At 73.3% G+C, this 15,736-nt stretch carries 19 protein-coding genes and 1 riboswitch; of the genes, 2 read left to right on the forward strand and 17 right to left on the reverse strand.

What is annotated here, in order from left to right; translation table 11 throughout:
- Nucleotides 1–9: 9 nt before the first annotated feature.
- The 6 genes from thiD to thiE form a co-directional block, all read right to left on the reverse strand.
- Nucleotides 10–798, reverse strand: a complete 789-nt coding sequence (gene thiD / locus NMK34_RS26910; RefSeq protein WP_091332138.1) for a bifunctional hydroxymethylpyrimidine kinase/phosphomethylpyrimidine kinase — start codon at nt 796–798, stop codon at nt 10–12.
- 82 nt (nt 799–880) lie between these two features.
- Nucleotides 881–1,546 carry a thiamine phosphate synthase gene (locus tag NMK34_RS26915; RefSeq protein WP_318336436.1) on the reverse strand — a complete coding sequence of 222 codons (666 nt, stop codon included), beginning with the start codon at nt 1,544–1,546 and terminating at the stop codon, nt 881–883.
- A gap of 62 nt (nt 1,547–1,608) precedes the next feature.
- Nucleotides 1,609–2,382, reverse strand: coding sequence for a thiazole synthase (locus tag NMK34_RS26920; protein ID WP_412098926.1), 774 nt, complete (start codon nt 2,380–2,382; stop codon nt 1,609–1,611).
- A 5-nt stretch (nt 2,383–2,387) separates the two neighbouring features.
- Nucleotides 2,388–2,588: a sulfur carrier protein ThiS gene (gene thiS, locus NMK34_RS26925; protein ID WP_013288601.1), complete on the reverse strand. Its 201-nt coding sequence runs from the start codon at nt 2,586–2,588 to the stop codon at nt 2,388–2,390.
- On the reverse strand, nt 2,579–3,709 hold the full coding sequence (gene thiO / locus NMK34_RS26930) for a glycine oxidase ThiO (protein WP_318335711.1): 1,131 nt from the start codon (nt 3,707–3,709) through the stop codon (nt 2,579–2,581). Before thiO ends, thiS begins: the two co-directional genes overlap by 10 nt.
- Nucleotides 3,703–4,329 carry a thiamine phosphate synthase gene (thiE, locus tag NMK34_RS26935; protein ID WP_318335712.1) on the reverse strand — a complete coding sequence of 209 codons (627 nt, stop codon included), beginning with the start codon at nt 4,327–4,329 and terminating at the stop codon, nt 3,703–3,705. Before thiE ends, thiO begins: the two co-directional genes overlap by 7 nt.
- A riboswitch (TPP riboswitch) is annotated at nt 4,324–4,435 on the reverse strand. Its footprint overlaps the gene before it by 6 nt.
- Before the next feature lie 118 nt (nt 4,436–4,553).
- Between thiE and NMK34_RS26940 the strand changes: the two genes are divergently transcribed.
- Nucleotides 4,554–5,465, forward strand: a complete 912-nt coding sequence (locus NMK34_RS26940) for a DUF559 domain-containing protein (protein ID WP_318335713.1) — start codon at nt 4,554–4,556, stop codon at nt 5,463–5,465.
- A gap of 400 nt (nt 5,466–5,865) precedes the next feature.
- Here NMK34_RS26940 and NMK34_RS26945 read toward each other — a convergent pair whose 3' ends face one another.
- From NMK34_RS26945 to NMK34_RS26960, 4 genes are read right to left on the reverse strand one after another with little or no spacing between them, the layout of a single operon-like run.
- Nucleotides 5,866–6,828 carry an aldo/keto reductase gene (locus NMK34_RS26945; RefSeq protein ID WP_318335714.1) on the reverse strand — a complete coding sequence of 321 codons (963 nt, stop codon included), beginning with the start codon at nt 6,826–6,828 and terminating at the stop codon, nt 5,866–5,868.
- A 21-nt stretch (nt 6,829–6,849) separates the two neighbouring features.
- A complete protein-coding gene (locus NMK34_RS26950) occupies nt 6,850–7,656 on the reverse strand; it encodes a nucleotidyltransferase domain-containing protein (RefSeq protein WP_318335715.1) in 807 nt (268 codons plus the stop codon).
- Nucleotides 7,656–9,335: an ABC-F family ATP-binding cassette domain-containing protein gene (locus NMK34_RS26955; RefSeq protein WP_318335716.1), complete on the reverse strand. Its 1,680-nt coding sequence runs from the start codon at nt 9,333–9,335 to the stop codon at nt 7,656–7,658. Before NMK34_RS26955 ends, NMK34_RS26950 begins: the two co-directional genes overlap by 1 nt.
- 41 nt (nt 9,336–9,376) lie before the next feature.
- Complete coding sequence (locus NMK34_RS26960) at nt 9,377–9,982, reverse strand: class I SAM-dependent methyltransferase (RefSeq protein WP_318335717.1); 606 nt, start codon at nt 9,980–9,982, stop codon at nt 9,377–9,379.
- Nucleotides 9,983–10,107: 125 nt separating this feature from the next.
- On the opposite strand from NMK34_RS26960, the gene NMK34_RS26965 reads away from it, so the two are divergent.
- On the forward strand, nt 10,108–11,313 hold the full coding sequence (locus NMK34_RS26965; RefSeq protein ID WP_318335718.1) for a hypothetical protein: 1,206 nt from the start codon (nt 10,108–10,110) through the stop codon (nt 11,311–11,313).
- Between the two features lie 7 nt (nt 11,314–11,320).
- On the opposite strand, the gene truA is transcribed toward NMK34_RS26965, so the two are convergent.
- The 7 genes from truA to rpmJ form a co-directional block, all read right to left on the reverse strand.
- Nucleotides 11,321–12,154: a tRNA pseudouridine(38-40) synthase TruA gene (truA, locus tag NMK34_RS26970; protein WP_269697664.1), complete on the reverse strand. Its 834-nt coding sequence runs from the start codon at nt 12,152–12,154 to the stop codon at nt 11,321–11,323.
- Nucleotides 12,155–12,224: 70 nt separating this feature from the next.
- Nucleotides 12,225–12,785 carry a 50S ribosomal protein L17 gene (rplQ, locus tag NMK34_RS26975; RefSeq protein WP_013288611.1) on the reverse strand — a complete coding sequence of 187 codons (561 nt, stop codon included), beginning with the start codon at nt 12,783–12,785 and terminating at the stop codon, nt 12,225–12,227.
- Between the two features lie 34 nt (nt 12,786–12,819).
- Nucleotides 12,820–13,842, reverse strand: coding sequence for a DNA-directed RNA polymerase subunit alpha (locus NMK34_RS26980; protein ID WP_007073009.1), 1,023 nt, complete (start codon nt 13,840–13,842; stop codon nt 12,820–12,822).
- 95 nt (nt 13,843–13,937) lie between these two features.
- On the reverse strand, nt 13,938–14,564 hold the full coding sequence (rpsD, locus tag NMK34_RS26985; RefSeq protein WP_018784565.1) for a 30S ribosomal protein S4: 627 nt from the start codon (nt 14,562–14,564) through the stop codon (nt 13,938–13,940).
- Between the two features lie 14 nt (nt 14,565–14,578).
- Nucleotides 14,579–14,986, reverse strand: coding sequence for a 30S ribosomal protein S11 (gene rpsK, locus NMK34_RS26990; protein ID WP_013288613.1), 408 nt, complete (start codon nt 14,984–14,986; stop codon nt 14,579–14,581).
- Between the two features lie 18 nt (nt 14,987–15,004).
- Nucleotides 15,005–15,385, reverse strand: coding sequence for a 30S ribosomal protein S13 (rpsM, locus tag NMK34_RS26995; protein WP_013288614.1), 381 nt, complete (start codon nt 15,383–15,385; stop codon nt 15,005–15,007).
- A 211-nt stretch (nt 15,386–15,596) separates the two neighbouring features.
- Nucleotides 15,597–15,710 (reverse strand): 50S ribosomal protein L36, encoded by a 114-nt coding sequence (gene rpmJ, locus NMK34_RS27000; RefSeq protein WP_012184307.1) that lies wholly within the window; start codon nt 15,708–15,710, stop codon nt 15,597–15,599.
- Nucleotides 15,711–15,736: the final 26 nt, after the last annotated feature.

Raw genomic sequence — 15,736 nt, forward strand, 5'->3', positions numbered from 1 at the left:
CCCTGTCGCTCATGCGGACCAGCCGAAGTGGTCCAGCGGGCCGCGTCCCGCGCCCAGCTCCCAGGTCCGCGCGCCGGTCAGCGCGCGGGTGACGTACTCCTTGGCGGCGGCCACCGCGACCGGCACCGCGTCGCCCGCGGCGAGCCGGACCGCGACGGCGGCCGAGAACGAACAGCCGGTGCCGTGGTTGTGCCGGGTGTCCACCCGGGGCGCGCGCAGCAGGCGCGTAGTTCCGCCGCCGGCGAGCACGTCCACCGACTCGCCATCGGCGTCCACGTCGCCGCCGGTCACCACCACGAACGCCGGTCCGCGCGCCGCCAGCGCCTCGGCCGCCGCCACCATCTCCTCGACCGTGCCCACCGGGCCTCCGGTGAGGGCCGCGGCCTCCGCGCAGTTCGGTGTCGCCACCTCCGCGTACGGCAGCAGCCGCTCGACCGCCTCCACCACGCCGAGCCGGTGCCCGCTCGTGGCGACCAGTACCGGGTCGACGACCAGGTGTGGCAGCCGCCCGGCCCGGGCCGCCTCGGCCACCGCGTCGGCGACCGCCGGGGTGCCGAGCATCCCGGTCTTCACAGCGCGCACGTCGAAGTCGCCGAGCACACTGTCCATCTGGTCGCGCACCGTCTGCGGGGGCAGCGGCAGGACGGCGTCGACACCCCTGGTGCTCTGCGCGGTGACTGCGGTGAGCACGCTCGTGCCGTACGCCCCGAGCGCGGCGAACGTCTTGAGGTCGGCCTGGATGCCCGCCCCTGCTCCGGAGTCGGAGCCGGCGATGCTGAGAACTGTTTTCGGCGTCACTGCTTTCCTCCACCGGTGGTTGCGGTTGAGGGCTGCGGCCGACCGTGCCCACTCCGGGCGGTCAGGCTTGATCCCTGCGTGGTCACGGTCGGCCGCAGCCCTTCTCGTGCGGGCCTTCGTCGGATCGCGCGGGGTGGGTGCGCGCCACACTGGTGGCCGCCTCCTGGAAGGCGCTGCCCAGCGTGGTGGCGGTTTCGGTGGGGTTCTGGGCGCGCATGATTGCTCCCAGGACTGCCACTCCTGTTGCGCCTGCCTCGACGCATGCGTGGACCTGGGCCGGGGTTTCGATGCCGCCCAGTGCGAGCACCGGGACCGGGCTGGCTTTCACCAGCGCGGCGAGTCCGGCCGGTCCCAACGGCGGGCCGTAGCCGGGCTTTGTTCTTGTCTCGTAGACCGGGGACAGCGTGGCGTAGTGCTCGGTGGTGAGCCGGGCCAGTTCGGCGGTGTCGTGGCAGGAGCGGCCGACGAGTCCGACGGCGGGCGGCGGGTACGGGCCGGCGGCGGGCAGGTGCACCGCGTCCCCGTCGAGCGGATCGGGTCCGGCGACGATCAGCGTGCCGCCTGCCTCGGCGAGGATCGCGCGCAGGTCGGCGGCGAGCGCGAGGCGCTCGGCGCGCGGCAGATCCTTCTCCCGCAGCACCACCCAGCGCACTCCCCCACCCACAGCACCCGCCACGACGTCGACGAGCGCCCCCCGAGCGACGCGCCGATCGGTGAGCAGCACGAGCCCACTCGGGCGGCCCTGGATCTCGGTACGCGTCCGCCCCTGCTGGGGCGCCTCCGTACCAGGATCCGCAACGCGTACGGCGGTCACAGGTCGGGCCGTCCCTCGTCCGGGGTGGACGGCAAGGCGTGGAAGCGGCGGGTGATGCGGCCCGCGCCGTACGCCAGGCGGCCGGCCTCGACCGCGTACCGCATCGCCGTGGCCATCGCCACCGGGTCGGCGGCCCGGGTCACAGCGCTCGCCAGCAGCACCGCGTCGCAGCCCAGCTCCATCGCCAGCGCCGCATCCGAGGCGGTGCCGATGCCCGCATCCAGCACCACCGGCACGTTCACCGCCGACCGGATCAGCCGGATGTGGTGCGGGTTGCCGATGCCCAGCCCGGAACCGATCGGCGACCCGGCCGGCATCACCGCCGCGCAGCCCACGTCGGCCAGCCGCCGGGCCAGCACCGGATCGTCCGAGGTGTACGGCAGCACGGTGAACCCGTCGGCCACCAGTTCCTCGGCGGCGCGCAGCAGCTCCACCCCGTCGGGCAGGAGCGTGCGCTCGTCGCCGATCACCTCCAGCTTCACCCAGTCCGTGTCGAACGCCTCCCGGGCCAGGTGCGCCGTCTTCACCGCCTCCACCGCGGTGCGGCAGCCGGCCGTGTTCGGCAGCAGCCGTACGCCGCACCGCTCCACCAGGTCGAGCAGGCCGCCCGACCCGCCGGGCGTGGTGTCCACCCGGCGCAGCGCCAGCGTCACCAGCTCGGTGCCGGAGGCCCGGATCGCCTGTTCCAGCACGTGCAGGTTGGCCGCGCCACCGGTGCCGAGGATGAGCCGGGAGCCGAACGTGACCCCGCCGATCTCCAGCGTGGACATGCCGTTCACCCGCCCTGGGTGGCGCTGAGCACCTCGACCCGGTCGCCGTCGCGCAGGACGCTCGCCGACCAGCCGCCGCGCGGCACCACCTCGCCGTTCACCGCCACCGCGAGCCCGCGCTCCCGGTCGGTGACGGTGCGGACCACCTCGGCGACGGTGACGCCCTCGGGCAGCGTCCGGCCGGTGCCGTTGACGATCAGTTCCACGTGCGTTCCTTCCCGAAGCGGTCCGGGGTGAAGGGGGCGAGCGCGGGATCCGGCTCGCCGGTGACGATCAGCTCGGTGACCAGGTCGGCGGTGACCGGGGTGAGCACGATGCCGTGCCGGTGGTGCCCGGTCGCCGCGAGCACGCCCTGCCGCCCGGGCAGCGGCCCGATGATCGGCGCGTTGTCGGGCGTACCGGGGCGCAGCCCGGCGACTGCTTCCACCAGCTCGTACTCGACGAGTTCCGGCACCAGCTCGGCGGCGGCGCGCAGCAGTGTCAGCACGCCACCGGCGGTGACAGCGGTGTCCGCGCGCTCCTCCACAGTCGCCCCGACCACTACCTCACCGCTGTCCCGCGGCACCAGGTAGACCGGCTCGCTGTCCGCGTACCCCCGGATCACGTGCCGGAAGCCCGGCGGACCGCCACCCGGCGCGCGCAGCCGCAGCACCTGGCCCTTGACCGGGCGGACCGGCAGGCCGGTCAGCGTCGCCGCGCCGCATCCGGCCGCGACCACAGTGAACCTCGCGTCCACCTCGGACAGCGCGCCGACGCGGGCCGGGTGCAGCTCCACGCCGGCGCGTTCCGCAGCGGTGCGCAACGCGGCGACCAGCCGCCGCGGGTCGACCTGGTGGTCGCCGGGCGCGACAGCGCCGCCGCGCACGCGCGGCGCCAACGCCGGTTCGCGGTCGCGCAGCTCCGAGGGACGCAACGGCGTGATCGGCAGTCCCAACCCCTGCTGGTACGACCACAGCCGCCCCGCCTCGGCCAGGTCGTCGGCGGTGAGCCCGACGACGAGCGTGCCCTCGGCGCGGTAGCCGAGGTCGACGCCGCTCGCCCCGGTCAGCTCGGCCGCGAAGCCGGGCCAGCGCGCGGCGGACTCGACGAGCAGGGCGGTCAGCTCGTGCTCACCGAAGTACGCCTCGGCGACCGGCGACAGCATCCCGGCGGCCACCGACGAGGCGCCCGACCCGGGCCGGTCGTCGTGCACCACCACGCGCAGTCCGCGCTGCGCGCACCGCCACGCGATCGCCCACCCGATCGGCCCGCCCCCCACCACCGCCACGTCGGTAAGGAAGGGCCCCCTATTAACGCCTCCGGTAGAGGAAGGGCCCCCTTTTAACACGTCAGGGCCCGCAGCAGCTCAGCGGTGGCGTGCGCGGGATCGGCGGCCAGGCTGAGCGCGCCGACCACCGCCACCCCGTACGCCCCGGCCGCCCGCAACGCCGGCACGCTCGCGGCGGTCACCCCGCCGATCGCGATCACCGGCACGGTCACCGCCTCGGCGACAGCCCGCACCCCGTCAGGGCCGATCGGATCCGGCAGGCCGGGCTTGGTGGTGGTGGCGTGGCACGGGCCCACGCCCAGGTAGCTCGCGCCCGCATCCACCGCCGCGCGGGCGCCGGCCGGCTCGCGGGCGGTCGCGCCGAGCACGGCGTCCGGGCCGAGTACCCGGCGGGCGGCGGCGACCGGCAGGTCGTCCGCGCCGACGTGGCCCCCGGCGGCGTCCACCGCGAGCGCCACGTGCAGCCGGTCATTGACCAGGCACTGTGCTCCGTACGGCCGGCACGCCTCGGCCACCCGGCACGCCAGCTCGTACGCCTCCCGGTCGGTGGCGTCGTCCTCCACGCGCACCTGCACGACGAGGTCGACGCCCGCGACGGGCAGGGCGGCACGCAGTACGGCGAGCGGGTCACGCCCCGGCCGGGTGTCGGTGATGAGATGCAGTCGTCCCAGGGACAGCACGGCAACGCTCCTCCCTGCGCCGGCATTACCCGGATCAGGTTCGACGGTCGGGGGCTCCCAGCCCCCCTCTCAGCCCGGTCCGCACCGGGCTCCCGTGGGTCACTTGCGGCCTACCGTACGACGCCTCCCGCCCGTACGGAAGCCCGGGTGAGGTTTTTCCCAGGAACCGTTCACATGGCGGACCGGGACAGCGGGTGACCGTCCCATCACGACACGCTGCCCGAATGTCCGTTCCCGCCCGCGTTCCGCGCCGCCTGGCGGTCCTGCCGTTCCGGGGCAGCAGTGCCGTCTCCGATGGGCTGCTCACCTGGACGATGCTGCGCGGGCCGGCGTGGATCCGCCTGCTGCCGGACGTGTACGTGCACCGGGACGGATACCGCGCCGGGGACCACGGGATGTGGTGCGAGGCGGTGTCGTTGCGCCTGCCGCCGGATGCCGTGCTTGCCGGGCGCAGCGCCGCCTGGTTGTTCGGCGTGGACGTGCTCACCCGCGACGCGCCGGTGACCGTGGTGCTGCCGACTGCTGCTCGGCTGCGCCCCCATCCGCGGTTGCGCGTGGTCCGGTCACCGCTGGCGGCGCGGGACCGCACCCTCGTCGGCGGGCTGCCGGTCACCACCCCGCTGCGCACCGCGTTCGACCTGGGCCGCCACGGCACCCGCGTCGAGGCGCTCGTCGCCGTCGACGCGCTACTTCACCGCCGGCTGGTGCGGCTACCGGGCCTGCGCGACTTCGCAGCGGCCCGAGCAGGGTGGCCAGGTCTGTCGCTACTGCGGGAGGTGCTGGCGCTGGCCGAGCCGCTGAGCGAGTCCCCGATGGAGACACGGATGCGACTGCTCCTGCTCGACGCCGGCCTCGGCCCGCTCACCGCTCAGCACGAGGTACGCGCCGGCGGGCGTTTCGTGGCCCGGGTGGACCTGGCCTGGCCGGCGCTCCGCCTCGCGGTCGAGTACGACGGCGACCACCACCGCGAGCGGGCGCACTTCCGGCGGGACGTGGCACGCCTGAACGCGCTCCGCGCGGCCGGGTGGGTGGTGCTGCGGTTCACCGCCGACGACGTGCTACGCCGCCCCGACGCCACAGTCGCCCTGGTGCGCCAGGCCCTGGCAGAACGCCGCGCCACCGCAGCAAACCACTGATCCGCGCCCGCACGCCACCCGCCACCCGCCGTGCCGCCCGGCCCGCCGTGCCGCCCGCCGCCCACCCAGCCGGGCCCGCCACCCGCCACCCGCCACCCGCCAGGGTCGCCCGAGACACCACGGGCGTCAGAAGACCACCCGCAGACACCCATGGCGTTCCACTCGCGGCGGAATCTGGCGACGAGTGGAACGCCATGGGTGTCTCAAGGCCCTCTTGACACCCATGGCGTTCCACTCAGAGGCAGCGCTGACGATGGGTGGAACGCCATGGGTGCCTCCGCGTGCGGGCAAGCCCAGGCAGACGCAGGCCCGACGCACGAGCCACGCCGACGCGCGGGAGGGGCGGACGCACGAGTGCACGCCTGACGCGCGGACGGGCTCGCCTGCACCGCGCGGACAGTCAGAGGATGGCGTCGAGGGCGTCCAGGTCCTCGTCGGACGGCTGCCACGTCCCGGCCTCGGCGTTCGACCTCACCTGGGCGGGAGTCGTGGCGCCGGCGATCACGGAGGTCACTGCGGGACGGGCGGCCAGGCCACCGATGGCCACCTGGAGCATGGTGACGCCGCGCTCGGCCGCGTACGCCTCGATCGCCTCGATGACGTCCCAGCGCGCGGCGGCCAGCCGTTCGGCGTACCGGCCGCCACCGGCCAGGCGGCTGCCCGCCGGGGGCGCCTCGCCGCGCTTGTACTTGCCGGTGAGCAGCCCGTTGGCGAGCGGGAAGAACGGCAGCATGCCGAGGCCGAACCGCTCGCAGGCGGGGATCACCTCGTCCTCCACCCCGCGCTCCACCAGCGAGTAGTGGTTCTGCGCGGAGATGAACCGGGTACGCCCCTGCGACGATGCGGTCCAGTCGGCGTCGGCGATCTGCCAGCCGGCGAAGTTGGAGTTGCCGAGGTAGCGCACCTTGCCGGCGGTAACCAGGTCGTCCAGCGCGGCGAGCGTCTCGTCGATCGGGGTGCCCGGGTCGGGCTCGTGCATCTGGTACAGGTCGATGTGGTCGGTGCCGAGCCGGCGCAGCGACGCCTCGACCGCGCGGGCGATGTAGCGGCGGGCGCCCCGGGCACCGTGGTCCGGCCCGTTCGCGCCGTTCATGTCCATGCCGAACTTGGTGGCCACCACCACGTCGTCGCGGCGGCCCTTGAGCGCCTGGCCGAGCAGTTCCTCGGAGGCGCCCTGCGGCTCGCCGTAGATGTCGGCGGTGTCGAAGAAGTTGATCCCGGCGTCGAGCGCGGCGTCCACCACCGCCCGGGTGCCGTCGAGGTCGAGTTTGCGGCCGAAGTTGTTGCAGCCGACACCGACCACTGACACCACGAGCCCGGAGTCGCCCAGCCGGCGATAGGTCATCTCACTCACGAGATCCACCCTATGCCCGCTGCCCGGGTGTCATCCGGGCAGCGGCAACACCTCGGCGGCCAGCGTCCGGGCGACGGCGATCGTCGCCGCCAGTTCGGACGGGGTACGCCCCACCGCGCCCAGCAGCGCCTGCGTCCGCTCGGCGAAGTCCGGCGGCGCACCGGGCAGGCGCCCGGCGGAGGCGATCATGCCCTTCTCGTTGACGAGCCACCGTCCGGCGCGGCCGTGCAGCGCGTGGACCAGCACGCCGACCACTCGGAACAGGCAGCCCGCCACGTAGCCGGCGTCGCCCCCTGCCGCGCCCTTCGCCGCGCCGTCGAGCAGCAGACCGGTCTCCCAGCCGACGGCGACCAGCGCGTCGCCGAGCGCGGGCGGGTAGTCGACGGTCTCGGCCCGCAGCGCGGTCAGCTCACCGGTCGGGTCGCCGAGCACCCGCCCGAGCGCCACCTCCCCGGCGTATGCGTGCGAGTAGAAGCCGAGCGGGTGCCCGGCCTGCGCCTCGACCGTGTAGCGGCCGGCCCGGCAGTCCGCCCACACCCGGTGCACCCGGTCCAGGTCGCGGTAGATCCAGTCCACCGCGACGCCGCCGACACGCAGCCAGCCGCCCCCGTCGACCCACGGTCCCCAGCCGCCCGGTGCGGTGAGGTCCACCGGCCCGTCGGCGATCGAGGCGGCCACCGCGCGCAGCCCGGCTAGGTCCGGCGTACCCCGGTAGTAGAGGCCCAGGTCCCAGTCGGAGTCGGGCCGGTGGTCGCCGCGGGCGCGGCTGCCGCCGAGCGCCACCGCGACCACACCGTCCACCGCGCACAGCCGGTCGGCCAGCTCCTGGTCGATCATCACCCCACGTCCCAGACCGGCTCCGGCGTCTCCACCACGTCGCCGTCGCCCCGGAACAGCACGAACCGGTCGAAGGTACGGGTGAACCACCTGTCGTGTGTCACAGCGACCACAGTCCCCTCGAACGCGGTCAGCCCGGCCTCCAGCGCCTCGGCCGAGGCCAGGTCGAGGTTGTCGGTGGGCTCGTCGAGCAGCAGCAGCGTCGCCCCGGACAGCTCCAGCAGCAGCACCAGAAAGCGGGCCTGCTGCCCACCGGAGAGCGTGCCGAACCGCTGGTCGCCCTGACCGGCGAGCTCGTACCGGGACAGCGCCGCCATCGCCGCGTGCCGGTCCATGCCGGCGCGGTGGTCGTCGCCGCGCCACAGCACCTCGACGAGCGTCTTCGCCATCAGCTCCGGCCGGTCGTGGGTCTGCGAGAAGTGCCCGGGCCGGACCCGCGCGCCGAGCCGGACCACGCCGCCGTGCGCGACAGGTGCGAGCGCGCCGGCGCCGTCGACGGGGGTGTTGCCCGGTTCCGGGTCGGTGCCGCCGCGGGCCAGCAGGCGCAGGAAGTGCGACTTGCCGGTGCCGTTCGCGCCGAGCACCGCGACCCGGTCGCCGTACCAGAGTTCCAGGTCGAACGGGTACGTCAGGCCGTCCAGCTCCAACTGCTCGGCGATCACCGCGCGCTTGCCGGTCCGCCCGCCGGTCAGGCGCATCCGGATGTCCTGGTCCTTCGGGGGTACGGGCGGCGGCCCGGCCTCCTCGAACTTACGCAACCGGGTCTGCGCGGCCTGGTAGCGGGACGCCATCCCGTCGTTGTAGGCGGCCTTCTGCTTGTACATCAGCATCAGCTCGCGCAGCTTCTGGTGTTCCTCGTCCCAGCGTTTGCGCAGCTCGTCGAGGCGGGCGTGCCGGGCTACCCGCGCGGAGTGCCAGCTCGCGAAGCCGCCCGGGTGCACCCAGGCGCTGCCGCCCTCCACCGCGACGACGCGGTCGGCGGTCTGCGCCAGCAGTTCCCGGTCGTGCGAGACGTAGAGCACGGACTTGCCCGACTCGCGCAGGCGCGCCTCCAGCCAGCGTTTGCCCGGTACGTCGAGGAAGTTGTCCGGCTCGTCGAGCAGCAGCACCTCGTCGGGGCCGCGCAGCAGCAGTTCCAGCGCGAAGCGTTTCTGCTGGCCGCCGGAGAGCGTGCGGACCGGCCGTTCCCGGGCGCTGTCCCACGGCAGGTCGAGCACGATGGTGGCGACCGTGTCGAAGAGAACCTCCGCGTCGTACCCGCCGGTCTCGCCCCAGGCGGCCAGCGCCTCGGCGTACGCGAGCTGGGTCTTGGCGGCGGCGGAGCTGTACTTGCCGCGGACCTCGGCCGCCCGCATGGCCGCCTCGGTCTCGGCGAGCCGCCGCCCGGCGTCGCGCAGCGCCGGCGGCGCCAGCGACAGGGCGAGGTCGGCGAGCGTGGACTCGTCGCCGATCATGCCGATGAACTGCCGCATCACGCCCAGCCCACCGGAGCGGGCGATCGCGCCGGTCTTCACCGGCAGGTCACCGGCGACCATCCGCAGCAGCGTGGTCTTGCCGGCGCCGTTCGGGCCGACCAGCGCCACCTTGGCACCCTCGCCGACCCGGAACGACACGTCGCTGAACAGCTCACGCCCGTCCGGGAGGATGTGCCTCACTCCTGCCACGTCCACGTATCCCACGCGGGCATCCTGCCCGAGCCGGGTCGGTGGACGACACCGGATTACCGGGTGACCCGCAGCACCCGGTAGCCCTTCTGGCTGGCGTGCCGCTCGACGGACCAGCCCTGCTCGACCAGCCAGCGGTGCAGCGAGTCGCCGCCGAGGTGCCGGGCGACGACCAGCCAGGCCACGCCGTCCGGGGCGAGCCGGGGCAGCCAGCGCAGCAGCAGGCCGTGCAGTTCCGGTTTGCCGATGTGGATCGGCGGGTTGGACCAGATCTGGGCGAAGGTGACGTCGTCCGGCAGTTCGTCGGGCGCGACGGCGCGTACCCGGTCGGCGGCGCCGACCCTCGCCGCGTTGTCGGTGGTGAGGGCGCGGGCGCGCTCGTTGACGTCCACGGCCCAGACGGTGGCCTTCGGCGCGACAGTGGCGAGGACGCAGGTGATCGGGCCGAAGCCGCAGCCGATGTCGAGCAGCGCGCCGGTGACGTCGGCGGCCGGCAGGTCGGCCTTGCGCAGCAGCACGGCGGTGCCCGGGTCGAGCCGGTCGGCGGAGAAGACGCCACCGGCCGAGCCGAGTGTGTAGTCGCGCCCGGCGACGGTGAACTCGACCTCGCGCGGGCGGGCCGGGGTCGAGGGTTCAGCGGTGAAGTAGTGGTCGCCGGTCACGCAGGCATTCTCGCACCGGGCCGGGGCGGTTCCGGCGACGGTGTCACGGGCGGAGCCGGACGCCACTCCGCCAGAATTTCCCGATATTACCCCTGAAAGGGACAATCAGCCCTACTCTATGCCACATGGTGTACCGGTACGAGTCCGATGAGGACGCCTTCCTGGAGTACCCGAAGCCCGGGTCGGCCCCGAACGGGCCCGCAGCCACGACGCCGCCGCCCGCGGGTCCGTCACGCTCCCGCTTCCCCACGCCGTCACTGCCCCCACCGCCGCGCCCGCAACCGGCGCTGCCGCCGGCCGGCGCGCCGGAGCAGGCCGACCCCGGCGGGCAGGCGGTGGCGGACGACGCCCGCGCCCCGATGCCCGCGCCACCGGCCCCCGCACCCACCCCCGGACGGCCCGCGCCACCACGGGAGCCGTCCCCGGTGCCGCAGCCCGCGCCGCCCATGCCCGCGCCCGTACCGGCGGCGGTGAACCGGCCCACGGTGCCGATCCCGGCCAGCCCCACCACGCGCGCCGCCGACGTCTCCGAGCTGCCCCGGACCCGGCGCGCCGAACGCCGCGGCGGCCGGTTCTGGCAGACACTCGTCGGCGGCGCCGCCGTCCTGCTGCTGCTCTCGCTCACCGGGCTCGCCGTCGCGGCCCTGCTCGACGAACGCACCGCCACACCCCCGGCCGGCCAGCCGACCCCGCAGCCGACCGAGTCCAGCACCCCGTCCGGCGGCACCGACCTGGACTCCCGGGACACCGACCAGGCGTCACTCACCGCCAAGGAGGTCTTCCCGGCAAAGGATCTGGTGGTCACCGACGGGAAGCCCGCGTACCGGGTGCTGAAGACCCAGGCCAGCACGAAGTGCCAGGTAGCGGCCACCGGCGAGATCGCCGACCTGCTGGTCCGGCTCGGCTGCAACCAGGTCGTGCGGGGCACGCTCCGCTCCCCCGACGGCGACCACCTGATCACCGCCGGTCTGTTCAACCTCACCGACGTGGCCACCGCCCAGCGCGTACGCGACCGCATCCGGCCGCTGCTCGACGCGCGCCAGGGACGGTTCCGTGGCATGGCGGCCGGCGACGACACCGAGGCGGTGGAGAAGGCCGCGGCCCGGGTCGCCTGGCAGGTACGCGGACACTACGTCGCCTTCTGCCTGGTCACCCGCGCCGACGGGGAACGCATCCCGAGCGACGACGCGACCGCCCGCGAGATCATGTACGACATGGTCGAGCTGCACCTCAACCGGGGTGTGCTGGACCGTCGCGCAGCGGCCGGAACGGCCGGGCAGCCCGACGCCGAATCGGCCGGGGACAGCGCCGGTCAGCGGGGCACGGACTGAGCCGGGCTCAGCCCTCGGCCACCGGCACCCGCAACCGGCGGGTCGCCTCGGCCCGGCGGGCGTACTCGGCCGGGTCGGCCGGGTAGCCCACAGCGACCAGGGCGAGGCCGTGCGCCGGCGCAACTGTCACCTCGCTGGAGCGCTCACGCCGGGTCAGCAGGCCGGCCGGCCACTGGACCGGCCGCCGCCCGTCGCCGGCCACCAGCATCGCCCCGACCAGGCTGCGCACCATGTTCTGGCAGAACGCGTCGGCCTGCACGGTGGCGACAAGGATCCCGTCCGGGTCGCGCCGCCAGTCCAGCCGGGTCACCTCGCGCAGCGTGGTGGCGTTCTCCTTGCGCCGGCAGTACGCGGCGAAGTCGTGCTCGCCCACCAGCCCTGCGGCGGCGGCGTTCAGGGCCGCCAGGTCCAGCGGCTTGGGCCAGGCCAGGGTGTCCCGGCGGCGCAGCGGCTCGGCACCCCACGGGGCGTCGGTGACCCGGTATTCGTAACGCCGGAACGTGGCCGAGAACCGGGCGTCGAAGTCGGCGGGCACCTCGGTCATCGCGCGTACCCGGGCATCAGGCGGCAGGAGCCGGGCCAGCCGGCGCAGCAGCCGGCCCTCGTGCTCCCGCCACACGGGAGTCGGCAGGTCGAGGTGGCAGACCTGGCCGGTGGCGTGCACCCCGGCGTCGGTACGCCCGGCCACCGTCAGGCCGGTCGCCGTGCCCGCGCCGAGCACCAGGTCCAGCGTCTGCATGAGTACGCCGGCCACGGTGCGCCGGGTCGGCTGGGGCGCCCAGCCGGAGAAGTCGGTGCCGTCGTACGAGACGTCCAGCCGCAGCCGGGTCCGCTCGTCCACCTCGTACCTCCTGTCGACGGCGACGGGCCCGGCACCCCCGAGGGGATGCCGGGCCCGGTCGAGCCTGATGTCAGGCCTTGTCGTTCTCGGTGGCCTCGTCGCTGTCCTCACGGGCGGCGGCGGTGTCACCCGACGCGGAGACCGGCGCCTCGGCGTCCTGGTCACCGGCGCTGGAGCGCGGGGTCTCCTCGGCCGGGGCCAGGGCCTCGACCTTGTCCTGCTGCGCGGCCTTGCGGGCGGCGGTCTTCTTGTTCGCCTTCGGCTCGGCGACCTGAAGCTCCTCCACCAGCTCGATGATCGCCATCGGAGCGGCGTCACCCTTGCGCGGACCGGTCTTCACGATCCGGGTGTAGCCACCGTTGCGGTTGGCGTACCGGGGCGCGATCTGGTCGAACAGGGCGTAGACCACGTCCTTGTCCTTGACGACGCCCAGCACCCGGCGGCGCGAGGCGAGGTCGCCGCGCTTGGCCTTGGTGATGAGCTGCTCGGCCAGCGGACGCAGCCGCCGGGCCTTCGTCTCGGTGGTCTGGATCTTGCCGTGCTGGAACAGCGCGGTGGCCAGGTTGGCCAGCATCAGCCGCTCGTGCGCGGGGCTGCCGCCGAGGCGGGGGCCCTTGGTGGGCGTGGGCATGCTTGGTGCTCCTCAGGTATGGCGGCAGCGCGGACTAGAGCTGCTCGGTCTCGCGGTAGTCGTCGGTGTCGTAGTCCGCCTCGCCGAAGGCGTCCACGACGTGCGCCGGGTCGAAGTTCGGAGCCGAGTCCTTCAGCCCCAGGCCCATCCCGGCGAGCTTCATCTTGACCTCGTCGATCGACTTCTGACCGAAGTTGCGGATGTCGAGGAGGTCGGCCTCGGTACGCCCGATGAGCTCACCAACGGAGTTGATGCCCTCGCGCTTGAGGCAGTTGTAGGAGCGGACGGTGAGGTCCAGCTCCTCGATCGGCAGGGCCAGGTCCGCCGCCAGCTGGGCGTCCTGCGGGGACGGCCCGATGTCGATGCCCTCGGCGGTCTCGTCCAGCTCCCGGGCCAGCCCGAACAGCTCCACCAGCGTCGAGCCGGCCGAGGCGAGCGCGGTACGCGGGCCCATCGACGGCTTGGTCTCGACGTCGATGATGAGCCGGTCGAAGTCGGTCCGCTGCTCGACACGGGTCGCCTCGACCCGGTACGTCACCTTGAGCACCGGCGAGTAGATCGAGTCGACCGGGATCCGGCCGATCTCGGCGCCCGCCTGCTTGTTCTGCGCCGCCGTGACGTAGCCGCGACCCCGCTCGACGGTCAGCTCCATGTCGAGCCGGCCCTTGCCGTTGAGGGTGGCGAGCTTCAGGTCCGGGTTGTGCACCGAGACACCGGCCGGGGGCTGGATGTCACCGGCGGTCACGTCGCCCGGGCCCTGCTTGCGCAGGTACATGCTGACCGGCTCGTCGTGCTCGGAGCTGACGCACAGCTCCTTGATGTTCATGACGAGCTCGACCACGTCCTCCTTGACACCGGGGATCGTGGTGAACTCGTGCAGCACACCGTCGATCTTGATCGAGGTGACCGCCGCACCCGGGATCGAGGACAGCAGCGTACGCCGCAGCGAGTTGCCCAGCGTGTAGCCGAAGCCGGGCTCCAGCGGCTCGATGGTGAACCGGGAGCGGGTCTCGTTGATCGACTCTTCGGAGAGAGACGGTCGCTGGCTGATGAGCATCTTTTCTCTTCTCTTCCGGGGCGCCCGCTATTTGACGCCCACGACACAACTGTTCCGGTGGCCCGCCCCGGAGGACGGGCCACCGCAACGAGCCCTTACTTGGAGTAGAGCTCGACGATCAGCTGCTCCTGGACCTGGGTGTCGATCACCTGGCGGGCCGGGAGCGAGTGCACGAGGATCTTCAGCTGGCTCGGGATCGCCTCCAGCCACGCCGGAACGGTCCGCGAGCCGGCCTCACCCTGCGCCACGAGGAACGGGGTGAGCTCCTTGCTCTTGGCACGCACCTCGACGATGTCGTGCTCCTTGACGCGGTACGACGGGATGTCGACCTTCTTGCCGTTCACCGTGAAGTGGCCGTGCTTGACCAGCTGACGGGCCATGTCCCGGGACTTGGCGTAGCCGGCCCGGTAGACCACGTTGTCCAGCCGCGACTCGAGGATCTGCAGCAGGACCTCACCGGTCTTGGCTTCCTTGCTCACGGCCTCTTCGTAGTAGCCGCGGAACTGCTTCTCCAGCACGCCGTAGACACGACGGGCCTTCTGCTTCTCACGGAGCTGGAGCAGGTACTCCGTCTCCTTCGTGCGGCCGCGGCCGTGCTGCCCGGGCGGGAACGGCCGGGACTCGAACGGGCACTTCGGACCATCGCACTTGCTGCCCTTGAGGAACAGCTTCATCTTCTCCCGCCGGCAACGGCGGCAGTCAGCACCGGTGTAACGAGCCATCTCTCTCTAACCTCTCAGACCCGGCGACGCTTCGGCGGACGGCACCCGTTGTGCGGCTGCGGCGTGACGTCGGAGATCTGCCCGACCTCGAGGCCCACTGCCTGCAGCGAACGGATGGCGGTCTCCCGGCCGGAGCCGGGGCCCTTGACGAACACGTCGACCTTGCGCATGCCGTGCTCCATCGCGCGGCGCGCGGCGGCCTCGGCGGCGAGCTGCGCGGCGAACGGAGTCGACTTGCGGGAGCCCTTGAAGCCGACCTGGCCGGAGGAGGCCCAGGAGATGACCGCACCGGTCGGGTCCGTGATGGACACGATGGTGTTGTTGAAGGTGCTCTTGATGTGCGCCTGCCCGTGGGCGACGTTCTTGCGTTCCTTGCGCCGGACCTTCTTGACGGCGGCTCCGGCACGAGCCTTCGGTGGCATAAGTCTGTGCGCTCCTAGTTACTTCTTGCCGGGCTTCTTCTTGCCGGCCACGGTCCGCTTCGGGCCCTTCCGGGTCCGCGCGTTGGTCTTGGTGCGCTGGCCACGCACGGGCAGACCGCGGCGGTGCCGGATACCGGCGTAGCAGCCGATCTCGACCTTGCGGCGGATGTCAGCGGCGACCTCGCGGCGCAGGTCGCCTTCAACCTTGTAGTTGCCCTCGATGTGGTTCCGGAGCTCGACGAGCTCCTCGTCCGTGAGGTCCCGAACGCGCTTGTCCGGCGAGATGCCGGTCGCGGCGAGCGTCTCCAGGGCGCGGGTGCGACCGACCCCGAAGATGTAGGTGAGCGCGATCTCCATCCGCTTCTCGCGGGGGAGATCCACGCCGACTAGACGTGCCATGTGCGGGCGTACTCCTCGTGATGTTGTGGCGGAGGTGTGGACCCGTCCCACCCCGCTACCGGCCGTCCCTGTCCTTCCGGCGTCAAGAACGCCGGCGACCGGGATCGGTCGCTGCCCGAGCGGGCCCCGGCCTCCGACCGGGGGTCAACCACGAGGGGGTACGCGCTGCGCACCCGACCGCGGCTGGGACGAGCTGGTGATGTGTGGGGCGTCAGCCCTGGCGCTGCTTGTGGCGCGGGTCGGTGCAGATGACCATGACCCGGCCGTGCCGGCGGATCACCCGGCACTTGTTGCAGATCCTCTTGACGCTCGGCTTGACCTTCACGGTTGCCTTACTTCCCATCTGGCCCG

This window comes from Micromonospora sp. BRA006-A (assembly GCF_033433935.1).
Lineage (GTDB): Bacteria > Actinomycetota > Actinomycetes > Mycobacteriales > Micromonosporaceae > Micromonospora > Micromonospora aurantiaca.

Excerpts from the sequence above, each read along its gene's own strand:
- NMK34_RS26950 (WP_318335715.1), bottom strand. The coding sequence starts at position 7,656 with ATGATCGACCAGGAGCTGGCCGACCGGCTGTGCGCGGTGGACGGTGTG.
- rpsK (WP_013288613.1), bottom strand. The coding sequence starts at position 14,986 with ATGCCACCGAAGGCTCGTGCCGGAGCCGCCGTCAAGAAGGTCCGGCGC.
- rplQ (WP_013288611.1), bottom strand. The coding sequence starts at position 12,785 with ATGCCCACGCCCACCAAGGGCCCCCGCCTCGGCGGCAGCCCCGCGCAC.
- NMK34_RS26920 (WP_412098926.1), bottom strand. The coding sequence starts at position 2,382 with ATGTCCACGCTGGAGATCGGCGGGGTCACGTTCGGCTCCCGGCTCATC.
- NMK34_RS26940 (WP_318335713.1), top strand. The coding sequence starts at position 4,554 with ATGTCCGTTCCCGCCCGCGTTCCGCGCCGCCTGGCGGTCCTGCCGTTC.
- rpsM (WP_013288614.1), bottom strand. The coding sequence starts at position 15,385 with ATGGCACGTCTAGTCGGCGTGGATCTCCCCCGCGAGAAGCGGATGGAG.
- NMK34_RS26980 (WP_007073009.1), bottom strand. The coding sequence starts at position 13,842 with ATGCTCATCAGCCAGCGACCGTCTCTCTCCGAAGAGTCGATCAACGAG.
- rpsD (WP_018784565.1), bottom strand. The coding sequence starts at position 14,564 with ATGGCTCGTTACACCGGTGCTGACTGCCGCCGTTGCCGGCGGGAGAAG.
- NMK34_RS26965 (WP_318335718.1), top strand. The coding sequence starts at position 10,108 with ATGGTGTACCGGTACGAGTCCGATGAGGACGCCTTCCTGGAGTACCCG.